Origin of the sequence: Paenibacillus sp. RRE4 (assembly GCF_031844205.1) — a bacterium.
GTDB classification, from domain to species: domain Bacteria; phylum Bacillota; class Bacilli; order Paenibacillales; family Paenibacillaceae; genus Paenibacillus; species Paenibacillus xylanexedens_B.
The window spans coordinates 283211-304012 of record NZ_JAUZUT010000003.1 but is presented as its reverse complement, the minus strand read 5'-3'; the positions used below and the strand labels follow the sequence as shown (position 1 = coordinate 304012).

20 protein-coding genes are annotated in these 20802 nt (G+C 44.8%); 15 read left to right on the top strand and 5 right to left on the bottom strand.

Translation table 11 applies throughout. The annotated features are described in order from the left end of the window. Positions 1-122: 122 nt before the first annotated feature. The 4 genes from dnaA to Q9R46_RS19985 form a co-directional block, all read right to left on the bottom strand. A complete protein-coding gene (dnaA, locus tag Q9R46_RS20000) occupies positions 123-1469 on the bottom strand; it encodes a chromosomal replication initiator protein DnaA (RefSeq protein WP_311281478.1) in 1347 nt (448 codons plus the stop codon). Between the two features lie 620 nt (positions 1470-2089). Beyond that, positions 2090-3637, bottom strand: a complete 1548-nt coding sequence (gene gntK, locus Q9R46_RS19995) for a gluconokinase (protein ID WP_311281477.1) — start codon at positions 3635-3637, stop codon at positions 2090-2092. A 52-nt stretch (positions 3638-3689) separates the two neighbouring features. Further along, entirely contained in the window at positions 3690-5051 is a 1362-nt protein-coding gene (locus tag Q9R46_RS19990) for a GntT/GntP/DsdX family permease (protein ID WP_145414528.1), read from the bottom strand. Positions 5052-5343: 292 nt separating this feature from the next. Further along, positions 5344-6018, bottom strand: a complete 675-nt coding sequence (locus Q9R46_RS19985) for a GntR family transcriptional regulator (RefSeq protein ID WP_311281476.1) — start codon at positions 6016-6018, stop codon at positions 5344-5346. 640 nt (positions 6019-6658) lie between these two features. Here Q9R46_RS19985 and rpmH point away from each other — a divergent pair. The 12 genes from rpmH (at position 6659) to Q9R46_RS19925 (ending at position 18645) form a co-directional block, all read left to right on the top strand. Then, entirely contained in the window at positions 6659-6793 is a 135-nt protein-coding gene (gene rpmH / locus Q9R46_RS19980; protein ID WP_019914530.1) for a 50S ribosomal protein L34, read from the top strand. 267 nt (positions 6794-7060) lie between these two features. Next, positions 7061-7411 carry a ribonuclease P protein component gene (gene rnpA / locus Q9R46_RS19975; protein WP_145334979.1) on the top strand — a complete coding sequence of 117 codons (351 nt, stop codon included), beginning with the start codon at positions 7061-7063 and terminating at the stop codon, positions 7409-7411. Between the two features lie 74 nt (positions 7412-7485). Further along, complete coding sequence (locus Q9R46_RS19970; RefSeq protein ID WP_123066993.1) at positions 7486-8364, top strand: YidC/Oxa1 family membrane protein insertase; 879 nt, start codon at positions 7486-7488, stop codon at positions 8362-8364. After that, the gene (gene jag / locus Q9R46_RS19965) at positions 8361-9062 is read left to right on the top strand and encodes an RNA-binding cell elongation regulator Jag/EloR (protein WP_311281475.1); all 702 of its coding nucleotides are present in this window, start codon (positions 8361-8363) and stop codon (positions 9060-9062) included. Before Q9R46_RS19970 ends, jag begins: the two co-directional genes overlap by 4 nt. Positions 9063-9228: 166 nt before the next feature. Further along, complete coding sequence (gene mnmE, locus Q9R46_RS19960; RefSeq protein WP_311281474.1) at positions 9229-10605, top strand: tRNA uridine-5-carboxymethylaminomethyl(34) synthesis GTPase MnmE; 1377 nt, start codon at positions 9229-9231, stop codon at positions 10603-10605. A 141-nt stretch (positions 10606-10746) separates the two neighbouring features. Beyond that, on the top strand, positions 10747-12636 hold the full coding sequence (gene mnmG, locus Q9R46_RS19955) for a tRNA uridine-5-carboxymethylaminomethyl(34) synthesis enzyme MnmG (RefSeq protein ID WP_145334985.1): 1890 nt from the start codon (positions 10747-10749) through the stop codon (positions 12634-12636). Beyond that, positions 12636-13358, top strand: coding sequence for a 16S rRNA (guanine(527)-N(7))-methyltransferase RsmG (gene rsmG / locus Q9R46_RS19950; RefSeq protein ID WP_311281473.1), 723 nt, complete (start codon positions 12636-12638; stop codon positions 13356-13358). The genes mnmG and rsmG overlap by 1 nt, the downstream gene beginning before the upstream one ends. Before the next feature lie 733 nt (positions 13359-14091). Next, on the top strand, positions 14092-14910 hold the full coding sequence (gene noc, locus Q9R46_RS19945) for a nucleoid occlusion protein (RefSeq protein WP_090923596.1): 819 nt from the start codon (positions 14092-14094) through the stop codon (positions 14908-14910). Between the two features lie 190 nt (positions 14911-15100). Next, positions 15101-15862 carry a ParA family protein gene (locus Q9R46_RS19940; protein WP_311281472.1) on the top strand — a complete coding sequence of 254 codons (762 nt, stop codon included), beginning with the start codon at positions 15101-15103 and terminating at the stop codon, positions 15860-15862. Next, the gene (locus tag Q9R46_RS19935; RefSeq protein WP_145334989.1) at positions 15855-16703 is read left to right on the top strand and encodes a ParB/RepB/Spo0J family partition protein; all 849 of its coding nucleotides are present in this window, start codon (positions 15855-15857) and stop codon (positions 16701-16703) included. The genes Q9R46_RS19940 and Q9R46_RS19935 overlap by 8 nt, the downstream gene beginning before the upstream one ends. A gap of 139 nt (positions 16704-16842) precedes the next feature. Then, positions 16843-17997 (top strand): aminotransferase class V-fold PLP-dependent enzyme, encoded by a 1155-nt coding sequence (locus tag Q9R46_RS19930; protein WP_311281471.1) that lies wholly within the window; start codon positions 16843-16845, stop codon positions 17995-17997. 147 nt (positions 17998-18144) lie between these two features. Beyond that, entirely contained in the window at positions 18145-18645 is a 501-nt protein-coding gene (locus tag Q9R46_RS19925; RefSeq protein WP_145334993.1) for a DUF4446 family protein, read from the top strand. Here Q9R46_RS19925 and yyaC read toward each other — a convergent pair. Further along, on the bottom strand, positions 18620-19225 hold the full coding sequence (yyaC, locus tag Q9R46_RS19920) for a spore protease YyaC (RefSeq protein ID WP_251508556.1): 606 nt from the start codon (positions 19223-19225) through the stop codon (positions 18620-18622). The two genes, Q9R46_RS19925 and yyaC, sit on opposite strands and share 26 nt — an antisense overlap. Before the next feature lie 117 nt (positions 19226-19342). Here yyaC and Q9R46_RS19915 point away from each other — a divergent pair, with 117 nt between their 5' ends. From Q9R46_RS19915 to Q9R46_RS19905, 3 genes are read left to right on the top strand one after another with little or no spacing between them, the layout of a single operon-like run. After that, complete coding sequence (locus Q9R46_RS19915) at positions 19343-19606, top strand: putative Se/S carrier protein (RefSeq protein ID WP_186331827.1); 264 nt, start codon at positions 19343-19345, stop codon at positions 19604-19606. An 18-nt stretch (positions 19607-19624) separates the two neighbouring features. Continuing rightward, complete coding sequence (locus tag Q9R46_RS19910) at positions 19625-20569, top strand: mechanosensitive ion channel family protein (RefSeq protein ID WP_145334997.1); 945 nt, start codon at positions 19625-19627, stop codon at positions 20567-20569. Further along, complete coding sequence (locus Q9R46_RS19905) at positions 20559-20762, top strand: DUF951 domain-containing protein (protein ID WP_145334999.1); 204 nt, start codon at positions 20559-20561, stop codon at positions 20760-20762. The genes Q9R46_RS19910 and Q9R46_RS19905 overlap by 11 nt, the downstream gene beginning before the upstream one ends. The last annotated feature ends 40 nt before the right edge of the window (positions 20763-20802 follow it).

Sequence of the window (20802 nt, the reverse complement as noted above, 5' to 3'; positions counted from 1 at the left end):
ATCTTTAGATCTTTATAGTAATAATAGTAATAGGGGCACTGAATATGTGGATAAGTAGGGTTAAACCCATAAAATTAAGCCTATCCACATGTGTACACGTTGTGCATAGGCTTGGGACTTGTTCAGGTTGGATTCTTAATTTTTTCGGTTAAGTTGTTGATAACTTTATAGAGATCTTGATCGTTCTTGATCGCTTGAGAGATTTTTTCATGGGCATGAATGACCGTAGTATGATCTCGTCCTCCAAAAGCTTCCCCGATTTTGGGCAGAGAAAAGTCTGTCAGTTCACGAGAGAGATACATAGCGATCTGCCGTGGAAAAGCAACAGCTTTTGTCCGTTTCCGTGCTTTGAAGTCTTCAAGCTTGAGGCTGTAGTATTCGCCGACCTTTTGTTGGATGTCTTGAATTGTGATCATTTTGGGACGGCTGGAAGGAATAATATCCTTCAGTGCTTCAGCGGCCAGATGAGAACTGACGTCCTGATTGGTCAGTGAAGAGTAAGCAACGACACGAATCAGGGCTCCTTCAAGCTCCCGAATGTTCGTATCGATCTGGTTTGCGATGTACATCATCGCTTCATTTGGAATATCCAGATTCTCCGCACGCGCTTTTTTACGCAAAATCGCAATCCGCGTCTCCAGATCCGGAGGCTGAATATCCGTTATTAATCCCCATTCAAACCGGGAGCGCAGACGCTCTTCCAGGGTCGGAATTTCCTTTGGCGGTCTGTCACTGGAGATGATGATCTGCTTCCGTTCCTCATGCAGTGCATTAAACGTATGGAAAAATTCCTCTTGTGTTGATTCTTTCCCGGCCAGGAACTGAATATCATCAATAAGCAGAATATCTACGCTCCGGTATTTGTTCCGGAAGCTTTCCCCGCGATTATCACGGATGGAGTTGATGAACTCATTCGTGAATTTCTCAGATGACAAATAAACCACCTTGCTACTCGGATTATGCTCCAAAATATAATGTCCGATGGCATGCATCAAGTGGGTTTTACCAAGTCCTACGCCTCCATATAGAAAAAGAGGATTGTAGGCTTTGGCGGGCGCTTCGGCGACCGCCAGCGATGCGGCATGGGCAAAACGGTTACCCGGCCCGATGACAAAGGTATCGAACGTATATTTAGGATTCAGCATGCTGATCACGGCTTCTTCTTGAACGACTGTCGGCGTCGGTGCCGGCAACTGCGGATCTGGCTCTACAGGTTTGTTCTCCTCGATGACAAATTTCACATCGACCTGTTTGCCAAGCAGTTCATAGACCGTCGAGCCAACCAGTTTGGTGTAACGGCTCTCCAGCCATTCGACGGCAAACGTAGTTGGGGCGGAGATGACGATGGTCTGATCGTTCAGCTTGGTGGCCTTGGTTGCTTTGAACCAGGTGTCGAAGCTGGGTTTGCTGAGTTTATTTTGTATGATTGATAAAATTTGCTGCCATAAATCAGAAGTATGGCTGTCCACAGACTGTCACTCCTTTTACATGTTCCAAGTGTGGCTTAAGCCATGATGCAGTGTCGAAATACGAGATATATTGCCGAATTTATCCCCAAACCCCCGCAGTTCAAAAACAAAAAAAGAAGGAACAACGGAAAATTGTTCACAACTTTATCCACAGGCTGTTGATAATATTATAGGTCAGATCACATATTCACATCCAAAAGTAATACAATCATAGCAAAAGAAGCCCCGCATTTCAACGTATGGCGAGATTTTATCCACAAATTCAATAACTTGTGTATAATTTTTAGTCACAACACAATATATTGTTTATAAATTGTTTAATTTTCGACAGCATGACCTAAAGTACAAAAAACTTTTATACACAGGATATCCGTCGAAAGATGCTAAATGATGTGCAAAAGTGGACTTGCAATGTGAATAACTTGGTTGTGGATAAAGTGAAAGTGAATTGATTGATTAAGGGGAAACATGAGAAGATAAGTAGTGAGTACGCTTCAACCTCATGAGGTGTTATGTCGTGAAAGGTGAGGTTTTGGATTGCTGAATGCTCATTAATAGAGACAAAATAATATCAAAAAGAGGAAGACCCGCAACCATATTGGCTACGGGTCTTCCTCTACTTATATATGAAGCATAGACATTTTGCGTTGGAATGCAGCAATGTCCGCGTATTCATCTTCCAGTTTGCGCGAAATTCGAATGTAGATCGGTAGTAATTCTTTATAGAGGGAGGCATGTTCTTTGATGGGTGTATGCCGATGAGTTGTGCCTACCATAGAAGAAACGGCATCAAGGGACTTGGTTCGTCCTGTAGCATATAGACCGAGAACAACAGCACCGAGACATGAACTTTCAAAGCTCTCAGGCACAACGACTTCCTGATTAAAGATGTCGGACATCATCTGCCGCCACAACGGCGAACGTGCAAATCCACCCGTAGCCTGAATAGAGGTAGGTTGCCCGATCTGTTCCTCCATGGCAAGCAGAACGGTATAGAGGTTGAAAATAACTCCCTCAAGTACTGCGCGAATCATGTGCTCCTTCTTATGATGGAGGGTCAGACCAAAAAAGGAGCCACGGGCATCTGGATTCCAGAGTGGAGCACGTTCGCCTGAGAGGTACGGATGAAATAACAGCCCTTCGGAGCCGGGCGGAACACGTTCTGCAATTTTGGTTAGTACATCATAAGAGTTGATGCCGAGGCGTTTCGCTGTTTCAACTTCCGACGCGGCAAACTCATCCCTTACCCAGCGGAAAAGCATTCCACCGTTATTCACGGGCCCACCTACAACCCATAGTTTTTCCGTCAGGGCATAACAGAAGGTACGGCCTTTCGGATCGGTCACAGGGCGATCAACGACAGTACGAATGGCTCCACTCGTGCCGATAGTTGCGGCGACGATGCCCGGTTTGATGGCGTTAACGCCAAGGTTGGATAGTACCCCGTCACTTGCGCCGATTACAAAAGGCGTGGAGGGGGAAAGAGACATTTTTTCAGCCCATTCAACATGCAATCCCTCTATTGTATAAGTCGTTGGTACAAGCTTTGATAGATGATTCGGGGTAATCCCTGCGATGTCCAGTGCTTCCTCATCCCAGTCCAGTTGTTCGAGATTCAGCAGCCCCGTACAGGAAGCGATGGAATGATCGACGACATATTGCCCAAATAGACGTAAGAAAAGGTACTCTTTAATCGAAATAAACTTTACCGCACGTTCGAACAGTTCTGGCTCCTCATGACGCAGCCACATCAATTTGGTCAGGGGCGACATCGGATGAATGGGGGTGCCTGTACGTAGATAGATCTGATGACCGACACCATTTTCTTGCAGCTTGTCGGACCAAGCTGCGCTTCGATTGTCAGCCCAGGTGATGCAGCGCGTCAGCGGATGATCGTTTTGATCCATGGCGATGACACTGTGCATGGCTGAACTGCAGGATACGAAGAGAACCTGGTTAGCGGAAACTCCGCTCTGGGTCATCACGCCGCGTACCGAGCTAATGGCTGCTTGCACAATTTCATCCGGGTCTTGTTCTGCAACATCCGGAGCGGGAGTATAGAGCGGATATTCCTGAGTAGAGGTTGTGACCACCTCGCCTTGCTCTGTGAATAACACGGATTTAGTGCTGGTTGTTCCAATATCGATTCCAATCATATAGTTGGTCATTCGTTCGTCCTTCTTTCATTTTTTATATGAGAAAAATGATGTTAGCGTCCAATCACACCACTGTACTTAGTAGCAAAATAAAGATCAGTCCAACCACAGAAAGTAGTGTTTCCATAACAGTCCACGTCTTGAGTGTCTGAGCAACACTCATATTGAAGAACTCCTTGATCATCCAGAAGCCTGCATCATTAACATGGGAAAGTACAAGGGAGCCTGCACCCGTAGCAAGTACAACCAGCTCAATGTTAGCTCCTGGCGTAAGAGCGAGCACTGGAGCAACAATACCAGCAGCTGTGGTCATCGCAACCGTAGCTGAACCGGTAGCGACACGAATCAGTGCAGCTACAAGCCAGGCAAACAGGATCACGTTAATGTGTGCATTGGTGGCGAATTCTGCTATGGCATTACCCACGCCGCTGTTAATCAACACCTGTTTGAAAGCACCGCCGCCTCCAATAATGAGAATAATGGTAGCTGTAGGGGCCAGACATTCACTGGTGAAGCGAGAAAGTTCATGTTTGGTAAATCCGCGGGCAAAGCCGAGTGAAAAGAGGGCAAAGACCACAGAGATCAACAATGCAATAATCTCATTGCCGATAAACTCGCTAAAAACGGTAAATGCACTTGTTGCATCAGGATCAACGATGTTCGCAATGGAGCCGATCAGCATCAGAATGACGGGCAGCAGGATCGTAAACAATGTAATGCCAAATCCGGGCAAATTGCTTGTTTTCTTAGCCGAGAACTGTTCAGCGAGTTCAGCTGGTGCTTCGGTGTGAATTCTTTTGCCGATAAATTTACCGAATACCGGTCCAGCAATAATCGCAGTAGGGATGCCCACAATCAAAGAGTATAGAATCGTTTTTCCCAGATCCGCATTAAAGGCTTCAATGGCAATCATTGGTGCCGGGTGTGGCGGAACAAGCCCATGAACTGTGGAGAGACCGGCTAAAATAGGAATACCGATCTGAAGCAGGGACATATTGGTTTTGCGGGCTACCGTGAAGATGATCGGAATCATTAGAATGACGCCGACTTCAAAGAAAACAGGAATACCTACAATGAATCCAACAATCATCATGGCCCAGTGCACACGTTTCACACCGAATCGGTCAACAAGGGTCGTCGCAATCTGCTCGGCACCGCCAGATTCAGCCATCATTTTACCAAGCATGGTGCCAAGTCCGATAACGATAGCGATCGTGCCTAAAGTACCGCCAAGTCCGCCCGTAATGGAGGAAATGACATCAGCTGGCTTCATACCTGCAAGCAAGCCCAGCATTAACGCAGATAATAAAAGGGTGATAAAGGGGTTCCATTTATATTTGGAGATTAAGAGGATCAGGAAGATGATGGCGATCAACGTCCAGATCAGCAATGTAGCATTATGGGATAATCCGAAAATCGTGCTCATGATGTGATTACTCCTTTTTCTTGGTGATAAACGCTTACAATATAATCAGTAAAAATTAGCATCTTGATGATCTGATAACAATGTAAGGAAGCAAACTACCCTTATCATGTCCTAAAAATGAACAAAACCGCATTTTGTATACTTGTAGACAAGTTGTGTGGCAATCATTCACGTCCTTGACGCTGGATTGATTGCCAACTCTACCGTCACTCATAAGAAATCTGTACACGACGCTTTCGGTTCTAACAAATACCAAGATTTCTGACATCGGTATGCTGTAAAGAACTCAAGTTCAAAATTCAAAGCTTTCGTGTAACGTTTGGCCAGAGTCTTTAAAATATGTGCGTACCCCGTGCTGGATCAGAGCTTTGTCCCCTGATTCCAGAGCAGTTGCAAGGGAGCGGTGTTTTTCAATTACAGCGCTTACTTTAGACTCACCTTGGGCAAACACTCTACGCGTAGTAAGCAGCATGACCGTCATCACGACATATCTGATGCTCTTCCACAGGTGTGAGATACGGGAATGGGTAGCTGCTTCGACAATGGTTTCGTGAAACGTAAGATCCTGATAAGCAAATTCGACAGCATCTTGATGTTTGCCAGCGAGCTGCATTTTGTCGATGATATTGCTCAGCTGCTTGATTAGAGCTGGAGGCACATCTGCCGCTAGTCGTTGCTGTACGAAGCTTTCAATGAGAAAACGTACATCATACAGTTCTTCGACATCCTTCATATTGAGGCCCAGGATGACAACGCCCATCCGTTCAAGCCGAATTAGTCCTTCGTTTGACAACGTTCTCAATGCTTCGCGAACAGGCGATCGGCTACTGTCAAAATCAGCAGCAATTCGATTTTCCGACAAAATTTCCCCAGGCCTAAGGGTTCCGTTGATGATTCTCAGCCTTAATTCGCAAGCTATGGCCTCACCGCGAGATGCTCCTTGAAGCCAGGAAGATGGAAATTGCATATGGCTAACGCTCCTAAATTAAGTAATCCGTACGTTAGAATCATAACACAGTATGCTACACCTCAGAACTCGAACTATTGTCGTAAAGCCCAAATTACGGAATGTATACGTTAGAAGTAACGTGCGCTGTTCTAATAGCACATTCTTAGGTTGTCGATTGCATGCGAAATAAAACGGTAAAAAACAAAAGGTATACTTGTATACAAGATGCTGATTTCCATCCTACACCTTTCTCAAAACGTTGTAAACCTATACAGTGAAGCGGATACATTACGCGTTGTTTTTCAAACTTTAACCTATTATTCTTTATCCACATGTGAATAACTTAAAACAGGGACGTAGATTTTTATGGGCAGATTGTCAGAGGTGTGGATAACGGGAGATGAGGAAAAATCAGCACTTTTTCGGAGATTGGGGATAACTTTTTCTTGATGATTATGTGGCTATATACCGGGGGAGAAAAGTCCATGATTCGGTGGCATGTTTTTTGAGCACTGGAAAGCATATGAAAAAGAGGGAGAGAGGCGTCGCTTTTCAGTTGACTTTTCCAATTGGACGTGGTTAAATATATAAAGGTGTTTTCTGTGAAGATGAAAAGGATTCATCACATAAGTATTTCCTTGTAAGGAGGTGCAATACATTGAGACCTACATTCAAACCGAACGTTAGCAAGCGTAAAAAAGTTCATGGTTTCCGTAAAAGAATGAGCACAAAAAACGGCCGTAAAGTTTTGGCTGCACGTCGCCTGAAAGGCCGTAAAGTCCTGAGTGCTTAATGCATCTGAAGACCACCGAGGTGGTCTTTTTTTTCTTAAAACGGGATTATTCAGGCTGGTTATATAGTGTAATTCATGCTTTACAGGCTGTGAGGAAGCTTACCAGTTAGCTAATCATAATTGTTGGATAAGTTTCTCTTTTTCAGAAACTTTCCTTATATACAAGTTGCCGCCAAGACGGTTTACCGTCGATCAAGAAAGCCTATACTAAATTAGTAATGATACCTCCGTCAATAACGTTGATGAAGGACAGCAAGGAGAAGCGCCGTGTATAAAAGACTGCGTCTGCGAAACCGTGCGGACTTTAGCCGTGTATATCGGTTTGGGAAATCGTTTGCCAATCATCAATTCGTGGTGTATGGCTGCCGCCGTAAAGATACCGAACAATTCCGGGTGGGCGTATCCTGCAGCAAAAAAATAGGAAACGCTGTCGTGCGTAACCGGATGAGACGCATGATCAAGGAAATTGTACGTCATCATGAACAAGAGATTGTTACGCAGATGGATTTGATTTTCATCGTCCGCAAAGGTGCATTAGGCATGCCCTATAAGGAAATGGAGAAAAGTCTGTTGCATGTCATGCGTAAGGCATCTCTATTGAAGTCGTGTAAGCGGTAAGCTTCGGTTTATTTGTCCTCCTAATTATGGTATGATTTACGGTGGAATGGAATGGTTAAGAGAGGGGTTATGAAGTGTCGCGATTGAAGACATCTAAGGGGAAGTGGATTCTCCTCATTGCAGTCATTGCAATGGTCACTGTACTCGCCGGATGTACTCCACAAGGTGCAGGGGTTACAACGGAAGATCTGAAGAATAGTGAATCATTCTGGCAAGCTAATGTCGTGTACTGGTTCTCACTGGCGCTCGATACATTCGCCAATTGGTTTAATGGTGAATATGGACTGGCTGTCCTGGTGATGGTGCTTATTGTACGGACATTGATTTTACCATTGACGATGAAACAGGTCCGCAGCTCCAAAGCGATGCAGGCTATTCAGCCGCAGCTGAAGGAGATTCAAGCCAAGTATAAAGATACACCTGAGAAAGTACAGCAAGAAACGATGAAATTGTTTCAGGAGAACAAGGTTAACCCGATGGCCGGCTGTCTGCCTCTTATCATTCAGATGCCGATTTACATCGCACTTTATAACTCCATTTACGGAAACTCCAGTCTGAGAACGCATGATTTCTTGTGGCTCCAACTGGGTTCACCGGATCACCTGTTTATTTTGCCAGTGCTGGCTGCCATCACGACATTCATCCAAACGTGGATGATGATGCGTATGAATCCTGCACAGCAGATTGGCCCAATGCAGTTCATGCTGTGGGTATATCCGATTTTGATTTTCGTTATGTCGTATCAGTTCCCTTCAGCGTTGCCGCTTTACTGGTTCTACAGTAATATCTACACGATCGTGCAAAACTATTTCCTTTACCGGAATAATGATAAAGTTGTGGCCGAGGTCAACGTGAAGCAAAGCAGCTCTTCCAAAAATGGAGCTAAACGCAAAAACGGTGGCAAGGCAACCGTCTCTGGGAAAGGGTCGAAAGGGGCCAAAAAATCGAAATGACCACAGTCATTACGTCAGGAAAAACCGTTGAAGATGCTGTAAACCAAGGATTGGCTGAGCTTGGCGTGAGCCGGGACAAGGTCGAGATACAAGTTTTAGAGCAGCCGTCAAAAGGATTCCTGGGTTTGTTCGGGGTGAAGGCTGCTAAAGTTGAATTGAGCTTGTTGCCCGCACCCGAAGTTGCACCTCAGCCGATCAAACCAGCCACACCTGAACCTGAGATTGAAGCATTACTTGAGGGTGTAGCAGTCCATAATCCCTATGAAGAAGCAGCTGCGTTTTTGAAAGAGGTTGCGGCAGGTATGGGGTTGGATGTGGAAGTGCATATCAAGAAACAGCGGGATGGTCATATCTTCAATATTTCCGGGGAAGACCTCGGCATGATTATTGGCAGACGTGGACAGACGCTGGATGCTCTTCAGTATTTGACCAATATCGTAGCTAATCGGTACTCGGAAAGCTTCGTTCGCATCGTACTTGATGCGGAGAACTTCCGTCAGCGCCGGCGGAAAACGCTTGAGGATCTGGCTGAACGGTTGGCTGGACAAGCCATTCGTACAGGTAAGGAAGTTGTGCTAGAGCCGATGCCTCCGCTTGAACGTAAAGTGATTCATGCCAAACTGCAAAATCACCCGCAGATTAAGACCTTAAGTAAGGGCGAAGAGCCCAATCGGCGTGTGGTTATTACGTTGAAATAACACGCAATTGATGACGCAATGGCTGCCTGCCCGGTGCAGAAGCCATTGCTTTTTTCGTACCGAAGCATATGCAATAGGTAGTGTACCCATAGAGTTGAATATGTGTTGGCGTTCTCCGGAATGGGATGGATGACAACTTCATTATAGAGAGTAGGGAGAGATCACAATGATTAGCGATACGATTACAGCCATATCTACGGCGGTTGGTGAAGCCGGCATAGCCGTTATTCGCGTCAGCGGGCCGGATGCGGTGACCGAGACAGAGAAGATTTTCCGTAGCAAAACACCTTTGACTCAGGCACCTTCCCATACGGTTCATTACGGTCACATTATAGATCCTGGCCATGGGGAAAAGGTCGAAGAGGTACTGGTCACGGTGATGCGTGCGCCTCGTTCCTTCACCACAGAGGATGTTGTTGAGATTAGTGCACATGGTGGTGTCGTATCTGTTAAGCGGGTGTTGGATCTGCTACTGCAGCTGAACATCCGTTTGGCTGAACCGGGTGAATTCACGAAACGCGCTTTCCTCAATGGACGAATTGACTTGTCCCAAGCAGAAGGGGTCATGGATCTGATTCGTTCAAAGTCGGATCGTGCTTTCTCAGTAGCACTGAAGCAGGTAGAAGGTAAACTCTCCTCCAAGTTGCGTGATTTGAGATATACATTGGTAGAGACACTGGCTCATATCGAAGTAAATATCGATTATCCTGAGCATGATGTGGAATCATTAACGTCCGAATTTATAAAAGAAAAATCCAGCGAGGTTATGGCTGAGATCGATAAGTTGCTCACGACAGCAGAACAAGGAAAAATATTACGAGAAGGTATCACGACAGCAATCGTTGGAAGACCTAATGTAGGTAAATCCTCTTTAATGAATACACTTGCGCAAGATAACCGGGCCATTGTAACTGATATTCCGGGCACGACCCGGGATGTCATTGAGGAATTTATTACAATAAACAATATTCCTTTGAAATTGCTCGATACAGCAGGGATTCGGGAGACTATGGACGTCGTTGAGAAGATTGGGGTCGAGCGCTCACGTTCAGCTGTCAATGATGCGGATCTGATTCTGATGGTTGTGAATGCGGCTGAGCCGCTTCATCAGGATGAGATTGAGTTACTGGAACAAATCCGCGGTAGACAATCAATTATCATTATGAATAAAATGGACTTAGCGCCACAGATTGACCGTGACGTCCTGCTCCGTTACATTCCGGAGGAGCGGCTTGTTCCGATGTCGGTGAAGGATGATCTGGGCGTTGATCGATTGGAAGATGCCATCTCGACGCTGTTTTTCAGTGGAAAGCTGGAGTCTGCTGACTTGACGTATGTAAGTAACGTCCGTCACATTGCCTTATTGAAAAAGGCGAAGCAATCTCTAATCGATGCGTATGAGGCTGCGGATCAGTTTGTTCCGATCGATATGATCCAGATCGATGTTCGTTTGGCATGGGAGCAGCTTGGAGAGATCGTGGGGGATACAGCACATGATGCATTAATAGATCAGATTTTCTCCCAGTTCTGCCTAGGAAAGTAAATCATTAACCCGTTTCTTTCAATGAAATGGTTGTGTATGATGGAAGGTACAATTTCTGCCCGTTGTCAAAGGATGGAATGATGTTGTTGCCAGGAAGTGTTGGTTTCATATAGATAACAGCAAAATAAGGAGGTAATACACATGGCTTTTGATGGCGGCAGTTATGATGTTATTGTCGTTGGAGCAGGACATGCCGGGGTAGAGTCAGCTCTTGCAGCAGCCCGAATGGGTTCAAAAACGCTGATGATTACGATTAACCTCGACATGGTGGCGTTCATGCCTTGTAACCCATCCATTGGTGGGCCGGCAAAAGGACACGTTGTACGGGAAATCGATGCACTGGGCGGGGAAATGGGCCGGAATATTGACAAAACCTTTATCCAGATGCGGATGTTAAATACGGGTAAAGGACCTGCCGTTCATGCGCTACGTGCACAAGCGGATAAGTTCTCTTATCAGCATACAATGAAAGAAACGATGGAGAAAGAACCTAACCTGACCATGCGTCAGGGGATGGTGGATCGTCTAATTGTTGAGGACGGTCAGTGTGTCGGAGTTGTCACCCAAACAGGTACAGAATATCGTGCCAAAGCTGTAGTGCTGACAACAGGCACATATCTGCGCGGTAAAGTCATTATGGGAGAGCTGATGTATGAAAGTGGACCAAACAATCAACAGCCATCCCTTAAATTGTCAGAGCATTTGCGTGAGCTGGGCTTTGAGCTTGTACGTTTCAAAACGGGCACACCACCACGTGTGCATAAGGATACGATTGATTTTAGCAAAACTGAAATTCAGCCCGGTGATGATGAGCCGAAGTTCTTTTCCTATGAGACAAAATCCTCTACAAATGAGCAACTACCATGCTGGCTGACGTATACATCTGTGGAAACACATCAGATTATTAATGATAATCTGCATCGTGCACCGATGTTCTCTGGTGTAATTGAAGGAACAGGGCCGCGTTACTGCCCATCCATTGAGGATAAAATTGTACGTTTCAGCGATAAGCCGAAGCATCAGATTTTCCTGGAGCCGGAGGGCAAAAATACATCTGAGTATTACGTACAGGGTTTATCTACAAGTTTGCCAGAGGATGTACAGCTGGCTGTTCTTCGTTCCATTCCGGGAATGGAAAAAGTCGAAATGATGCGTAACGGTTATGCCATAGAATACGATGCGATGGTGCCAACGCAATTATGGCCATCTCTGGAAACAAAACGTCTGCCTGGACTGTTCACAGCGGGTCAGATCAATGGTACATCCGGATATGAGGAAGCTGCAGGACAAGGGGTCATGGCTGGTATCAATGCAGCACGTAAAGTGCAGGGCAAAGAGGCTATTGTGCTTGATCGTTCCCAAGGTTATATCGGTGTACTCATTGATGATCTTGTTACCAAAGGCACGAATGAGCCCTACCGTTTGTTGACCTCTCGTGCCGAGTATCGTTTGCTGCTCCGTCATGACAATGCAGATATGCGCCTTACCGAGATTGGTCATGACATTGGGCTGATCACTAATGAACGTTATGAGGCTTTCTTGGACAAAAAAGCAAAAGTCGAGCAGGAGATTGCGCGTCTGAAAGAGGCAAAAGTGCGTCCGGTTGAGGTTAATGCCAAACTTGAAGAGATTGGTTCTACACCGATCCAAGATGGAAGTACATTGCTGAATCTAATGCGCCGTCCTGAGATTGGCTATGACTGGATAGAACAGATTTCTCCATCCGAAGTGGAACTGACAGCTGATATGAAGGAACAAGTTGAAATTCAGATCAAATATGCAGGATATATAGAGAAACAATTGATCCATGTAGAACGTTTGCTGAAAATGGAGAAAAAGAAAATTCCAGATACGATCGTATACGATGAGATTCATGGTCTTGCAATGGAAGCCAAGCAGAAGCTTGCAAAGATCCGTCCAATCTCTATTGGTCAGGCATCTCGTATTGCGGGTGTTACACCTGCGGATATTTCCATTTTGCTTGTCTACCTGGAGCATTATAACCGCGTTACCGCAGCAAGGGGACAATAATGGACGATATTCAACAGCAGTTGCAACAACGCTTGAAGGAGCATGGCCTGGAAGTGGGAGAACTCCAGCTGGAGCAGTTCGAATTGTATTATAAAGAGCTTGTCTCCTGGAATGAAAAAATGAATCTTACCGGCATTACAGACCGTGAGCAGGTATATACCAAACATTTTTATGATTCGGTATCGTTAGCGTTTTATACGGATATGACCAAGGTAAACAAGCTGGCTGACATCGGATCAGGAGCAGGCTTCCCGGGAATCCCGCTTAAGATTTGTTTTCCACATATCCAGCTTACAATTATTGACTCATTGAATAAACGCATTGGTTTCTTACAGCATGTAGTGGATACACTTGGTCTGGAGCAGGTCGAATTAATCCATGGTCGTGCTGAGGAGCTGGGCCGCAAAGAAGGATACCGGGATAGCTATGATCTGGTTACTGCACGTGCGGTAGCCAAGCTCGCAGTGCTGAATGAATTCTGTCTTCCTTTTGTACGTAAAAGCGGTATGTTCGCTGCGATGAAGGGTGGAGACCCGCGGGAGGAAATGAAAGAAGCAGAGTTCAGCTTTAATCAGCTAAAAGGACGGGTGAAGGCTGTTCATCCATTCCAGTTACCGGTGGAGGAATCAGAACGTCATATCATTTTGATTCAGAAGTTCGATAAGACACCACATAAGTATCCTCGTAAACCGGGGACACCACTTAAAACTCCACTCGTGTAGTATTGTGACATAAGGATAAAAACATAATAACGTGTTGAATGACCAGATGGAAATAGAGGATGTTTCACGTGAAACATTCTCTATTTTTTTTTGTTTTCTAAAATAGAACCGCGTTAAATTAAATTTATACCGTGGGATGAGATTTTAATATACATAATCAAGACAAGAAATAATTTTAGTTCATCAGGATCTATATAAGTTGAACTATTTTTATTTACACAGAAACGGAGAGGACAGAAAAAAACTGAAAAAGCGAAGCGGTCGGCTAAAAGCTTTCTGCAAGAAAGCTACATCGGAAGCATAAGCTTATCATCGGATTTTTCCCCTTAGAAAAGGGAATCAAAAAAATCCGGGGATAACAGCGATGGGACGGTTATTCTGTCGTCGGAGTGCTCCGTGTAAACATATTTAGTTCAACTTATATAGGGAGTCATTCAATTTATTTTCCTAATAAACCGAATAAAAAAGCAGGAAAATTTGATTCTTTTAAAGAATAGGTAAACATAGGATTATGGTGAAAAAGATGATAGAATAGAAGTATCAGTTCCTGCGTAAACAGTGATCTTAGATTAGTTCATATCAATAGATGGTTAAGCATTTGATGCTGTTTCGCAGCAGGGCAATATGAATGGCATAACTTATTTCAGGAACGATGAGTATGAAGTCTCGCTTATGGAATAAGAAGCACCTGCTAATGTGGGAGCTATTACGAAACTAGGTGGTAATCTACGGAATGAAAGAACAATTTTCGAAGTTGTTTGGTTTGGCGGAGCGCAATAACGGAGATGAGATTAAACAGGTTCCGGTTAACGAAATTGTGAGTAGCCCATATCAACCCCGTACTATTTTTGATGATGATAAAATTGATGAGTTACTGCAAACGATCAGAACACATGGCGTTATTCAACCTATTGTTGTTCGGGTTCGTAATGGATCATATGAAATTATCGCTGGGGAACGCCGCTGGCGTGCCGTTCGCAAACTGGGTCTTGAACACATACCGGCTATTGTGCGTGAATTCAACGATTCTCAAGCCGCATCCATTGCGTTAATTGAGAACTTGCAGCGTGAAGGTTTAACCTCGATTGAGGAAGCGGTTGCCTACCAAAAGTTGATTGATTTGCATCAGTTGACACAGGAGAGCCTTGCTCAACGACTTGGTAAAAGCCAATCTACCATTGCTAACAAGATTAGGTTGTTGAATCTTCCAGAAGGTGTGAAAACAGCCTTGATGGAACGCAAAATATCTGAACGTCATGCAAGAGCCTTGTTGTCGCTGGATACGGAAGAACTACAATTGAAATTGTTAGGCGAGATTATCGACAAGGAATTGAACGTGAAGCAGACAGAGGTACGTGTTGCTTTTTATAAGGAAGCTTCCAAGATTAAAAAGTCCAAGCGGATATCCTTTACTAAGGATGTAAGACTGGCACTTAACACGATTCGTCAATCTATCGATATGGTAACAGGCTCAGGCATGGATATCAAAACAAAAGAAGCGGATCATGAGGATCACTACGAAATTGTTATTCATATTCCAAAACGCAAATAATTGAAGCTTAAGGCGGCAATGGCCGCTTTTTCTGTCTATATAGTCCGTTTTTCATGCGACATGAAGGGAACAAATCGTTCTGTTAAGGAAACGGTAGTTGTTGTTCTTGTGGACGGTGGCCGCCTGCTTATTGTTAACTGTAACTCACAACCTACAAGAAAAGACTCCTATTTTATTTGAGGTGAAGGTATTGTCTAAGATTATGGCCGTAGCAAATCAAAAGGGCGGTGTGGGGAAAACAACGACATCGGTTAACTTGGGAGCAGGACTTGCTTCACTTGGAAAAAAGGTACTGCTTGTCGATATTGACCCCCAAGGAAATACAACGAGTGGAGTCGGAATTAATAAAGCAGATGTGGCAAATTGTATATATGATGTTCTGATTAATGATGTGCCTCCCCAAGATGCAATCGCGGAGACACAAATTGAGGGACTTCATATCATACCTGCAACGATTCAACTTGCCGGAGCCGAGATCGAATTGGTATCCACCATATCGCGAGAAGTTCGTCTGAAAAAGGCGCTCGCACAAGTGAGAAATAATTATGATTATATTCTTATTGACTGCCCGCCATCGCTCGGAATGTTGACAATTAACTCACTAACTGCCTCCGATTCCGTGATTATTCCGATTCAGTGTGAGTACTATGCATTGGAAGGGTTAAGCCAATTACTGAATACGGTTCGGCTGGTGCAAAAACATTTAAACACTTCTCTTCAGATTGAAGGCGTATTACTGACGATGTTTGATGCTCGGACGAATCTTGGCATTCAAGTTATAGAAGAAGTGAAGAAGTATTTTCAGCAAAAGGTATATCAAACGATTATTCCGCGTAATGTACGGCTGAGTGAGGCACCATCTCACGGGCAATCCATTATTACGTATGATCCCCGTTCCCGAGGAGCGGAAGTGTATCTAGAGCTCGCAAAGGAAGTGATTTCTTATGAGTAAGCGGCTTGGAAAAGGACTAGATGCCCTAATTCCTTCGCTTTCAATTAATGACGATGATAAAGTCGTAGAAATCCCGATTAGTCAACTGCGGGCTAACCCTTATCAGCCACGTAAAGCATTTGATGAGGAAGCAATACATGAACTTGCGGAATCGATCCGGCAACACGGCGTAATCCAACCCATTATCGTTCGTCCTGTACTTCGAGGATATGAGATTATTGCAGGCGAGCGCAGGTTTAGGGCATCACAGTATTGTGGTAATGCGACTATTCCAGCTGTTGTTCGTACGTTTAATGATCAGCAGGTGATGGAAATAGCCCTGATTGAGAACCTGCAACGGGAGAATCTGAATGCAATGGAACTGGCAGTAGCCTATCAGGGATTAATGGATCAGTTCTCTTTGACTCAAGAAGAGTTGTCCGTGAAGGTCGGTAAATCACGCTCTCACATCGCTAACTTTTTGCGATTGCTGGCTTTGCCAGAGGAAGTAAAGGATCATGTTTCACGTGGAACATTGTCAATGGGACATGCACGTGCCATTGTTGGTGTGAAGGACGAGAATCTGGTCAAACAGCTAGCTAAGCAATCCATTGATCAGCAATGGAGTGTACGTGAGCTGGAAGAAGCAGTGCAACAACTTGATCGTTCCAAAACAGGTGAATTGAAGGCTAAGGCCAAGCTAAAGAAGAAAGATCCTTTTATCGATACCTTGGAAGAGTCACTGCGGGAACGATTCAAAACGACAGTGAAAATTAAACATGGTCAGAAAGATAAAGGTAAAATAGAGCTCAACTACTATAGCAAACAAGATCTCGAACGGTTATTAGAACTGTTGCAATAACAACTCGGATGCATCATTAACAACATGCAGAGCTACTCATGTCATGACATATCGACTCTGTGTTCTGGAGAAACGATATGTCATTCTTTGTTTGTAACAAATCCTGTAATTATTTCTTATGAGCTGAGGTGGTAGGAGGATGGAGAACACAATCTATCTGGATCATGCAGCAACATCTTGGCCTAAACCACCTGCTGTCGGTAAGGCAATGATGAGTGCCCTCGAATTTGCAGGGGCTAACCCGGGCAGGGGGAGTCATCGGATGGCTGTGCAGGCGAGCAGGGTTTTGTTTGAAACGAGAAAAGGCTTGGCGACTCTGTTGGGTATCAAAAACCCTAATGATATTGCATTTGGTTCAAACACAACAGAAGCTCTTAATCTTGCAATTCAGGGTGTACTTCAAGAGGGGGATCATGTAATAGCCACCATGGCGGAACATAATTCAGTCCGGCGCCCCCTGGAGTTCCTTCGCAGACAAGGTAAGATTGAGGTTAATTATGTACCCGTCACAGCCTCTGGAGCCATAGACTTAAAACAGATGGAGCGGATGTTTCGGAAAAACACCCGTTTGGTCGTATGCACACATAGTTCTAATCTGCTAGGCAGTATTTTGCCAATTGGAGAAATCTCAGAACTATGCCGTCAACATCAGGCTCTTTTACTGGTGGATGCAGCTCAGAGCGTTGGGGTAATGCCGGTGGATGTAGGAAAACTAGGTATTGATATGCTGGCTTTTCCAGGACATAAGGGGTTGCTGGGACCCCAAGGTACAGGTGGCTTGTACATCGCTCCTGAGCTTGATGTGCAACCTTTGCTTCATGGTGGTACGGGTAGTCAATCCGAGGCGGTAGAACAACCTAAAGTTCGCCCAGATCGTTATGAAGCTGGAACCCCTAATACAGTTGGGATTGCTGGGTTAGGAGCGGGGGTGAAGCATGTACTTGCCATGACACCTGCTTCAATCTATCAGCATGAGTGGGAGCTGACACAACTTATAATGGAAGGACTTTCTTCGATTAAAGGTATTCAACTGTTGGGCCCGGACATTGGACAACCTCGTTCAGGATTAGTATCCTTTATAATTGAGGGATATGATTCAGCTCAGCTTGCATTCCGGCTGGATCGGAATTATGGGATTGCGGTTCGTTCAGGATTTCACTGTACTCCACTTGCGCATGAGTCAGCAGGTACAACAGCTACCGGGGCTGTTAGAGCAAGCGTTGGATACAGTTCTTCCCATGAAGAGGTCGATGAACTTATTCGGGCCATTACTGAGCTGACAACAGGGAGATAAAGGAGTAACAAAAGTGTTCAACGTTTTGTTATTCGAAATGGAAATATATGATTAATTCCTTGAATAACGGGTTGATTTATAATAAAAGCTAAGAACTACGGACAGACGTGAATCTGATCAAAAACATAGAGGGGTAGTTGCACTTACATGGCTGAATTAAATGAGCTGATTCTGGAACAGCTGTTGTGGATTATTGGCGGATTGACATTGCTTACGGTGATTTTGCTGATCGTGAGTATTGCTCAAGGGGCAAAGTTACGGAAGTTTAAACGTAAATACGAAGCCATGATGGCTGGCAGTGGTGTGGAGGATTTGGAGTCCCTACTGATTAATCTGAAAATTCAGATGGACAGTATTGAGGACGAACACAAACTGCAAACGAATCAGTTGCAAACAGCATTGCAGAAGCTGGCTCGTATTCAGGGCAAGGTCGGTGTGAAAAGATACAACGCTTATGGAGAGCGTGGTAGCGACCTGAGCTTTTCGATAGCCATGATTAATGAAAGTCAGGACGGTATGATCCTTACGGGATTATTTAATCGTGACGGTTCATATGTATATGCAAAACCTCTAAAAGGGGGAGAGTCGACGTATACACTTTCCCCAGAGGAGAAGGAAGCTATTACTCTGGCACAGCAAGCAGAGTAGAGCGAGTATGCCATTCCCGAATGGCCGAATACAGACTACTCGCTATAATTTCAGACATTCGCATAACGAGACTAAGCCGAGTGTTCTGAAGCACAAAGTATTCCATAAAACCGCCGACGTTAACGATACCTGTCAGATGGATATCGCCGACCGGCGGTAATTCTTTATTTACGCCTGCGCCAGGCTTGAGCGGGCCGTTTACGACCTGGATACAACCGACACTAGAGGATTGGCCAAGACAGGCGTCAATGCCAATCACATACGGATTGTGATGGGTGCTGTAGATTTTGTGTAGTGTGTCTTGCAGATTTACAGCATGAACCGGCTCATCCAATGTGCCATATAGATGGAACAGAGGGCTGTCCCATTTTGCCAGTGACGTACCAACCAGCGGTCCGAGACAGTCACCTGTGGAACGGTCTGTACCGATGCAGACAATCACTACATTTTGCAAAGAATGAGCTTTGTAGAGATGGAACATTAAACGATGTACAATGGCAGAATGCACACCTGGATCAGTATGAGGAACTTTCAGGCTGGTCAGATCTTGTGATGAAAAGGAACGCGAAGTAGGATTCATAGGATCTATCCTTTCCCTTGGAATAGTAGTATCAGTATATGGAAAGGTAGAGTGTTTTATACTTCGGAAGGACAGGCTTTTTACCTGAGAGTGGTTGTAGCTTGAAAGGAGCAGGACATGGACGAATGGCTGGACGATTGGATGCTGATTGCGTTTGATTCAACGCAGCAGGCACTGCGAGCAGAGATGCTCCTAGAGTTTGCTGAGATCGAGATTGACTTGTTTCCGACACCTAAGGAGATTACAGCGGGCTGTGCACTGTGTATTCAGTTTCCGAAAGAGGATCTGATGCGAGTACAGAAAATTATTCGTGATGAGTTTGTAGAGATTCGCGGCCTCTATTTCAAAACCGAAGACAGCTATGATAACATACCGATGTAGAGGAGGAATCAGACTTTGATGTCATTTTATTTTGCACAGGGAAATGATCCTGATAATAAAACTGCTGAACAGGTAGTGACCAATGCCATTCGTTGGACGGATCAGGTATGGGCTAAAATTTCCGATACGGATATGTGGCTTAACATCATGTTCAGTTCGATTCGCATCCTTATTATTTTTATTATCACCCGTATTGTCATTAAAGTGGTGTCCAGGGTTATTGATCGATCGATGGCACGGAAGCAGGAAGGCAAAATTCGTGTCAACCCGCGCAGATTCGTAACAATTGGTGAGTTATTGAAAAATGCGACCTCGATAACATGTAATTTCATTATGATTTTGTTACTGTTATCGGAAATCAATGTACAAGTTGGACCATTGCTAGCTAGCGCCGGTGTTCTGGGGCTTGCCATTGGTTTTGGTGCTCAGGGCTTGGTGAAGGATGTCATAACCGGATTCTTTATTATTTTAGAGGATCAGTTTGCTGTAGGAGATGTGATTCAGACAGGAACGTTCAAAGGAACTGTTGAAGTCATTGGCTTAAGAACAACCAAACTGGTAAGCTGGCAGGGAGAAGTACACATCATTCCGAATGGTACAATTGCAAGTGTGACTAACTATTCGATGTCTAATTCGCTGGCTGTAGTGGATATCCCGATGAAGGCTGATCTGACACTGGATGAGTCCGTACATTTGGTGAAGCAATCGCTCGCAGGTATTGAAGAACGAGATCTGAATATTGTGAAGGTACCGGATGTGCTAGGGATTCAGTCGATGTCCACTTCTGATTATGTCATTCGTGTGGTAGCAGAATGTATGCCGAACTCCCGGTCTTCGGTCGAACGCCAAATTCAGGGAGATGTGAAGAAAATACTCGAGTACCATGAGAGAAGCAAGTTGGCTGCATTAGAGCAGGCAGCTGCGATGGATAATGATGAGGGAGATGGTGCAGGTGGAGCGTAAAAGTTTCCAGCTTGGAGATATCGTACAGATGAAAAAGCAGCATCCCTGTGGAAGCAATGAGATGGAGATCATTCGGATGGGGATGGATATTCGGATCAAGTGTGTTGGTTGCAAACATAGCGTACTGATTCCTCGGGCCAAGTTTGAAAAGAATATGAAAAAAGTGTTACGCTCGGTAGAAGAGGATGCGTAATTCTGAGGGTAGGCTGGAAGAGGAAAACATATACCCGGTG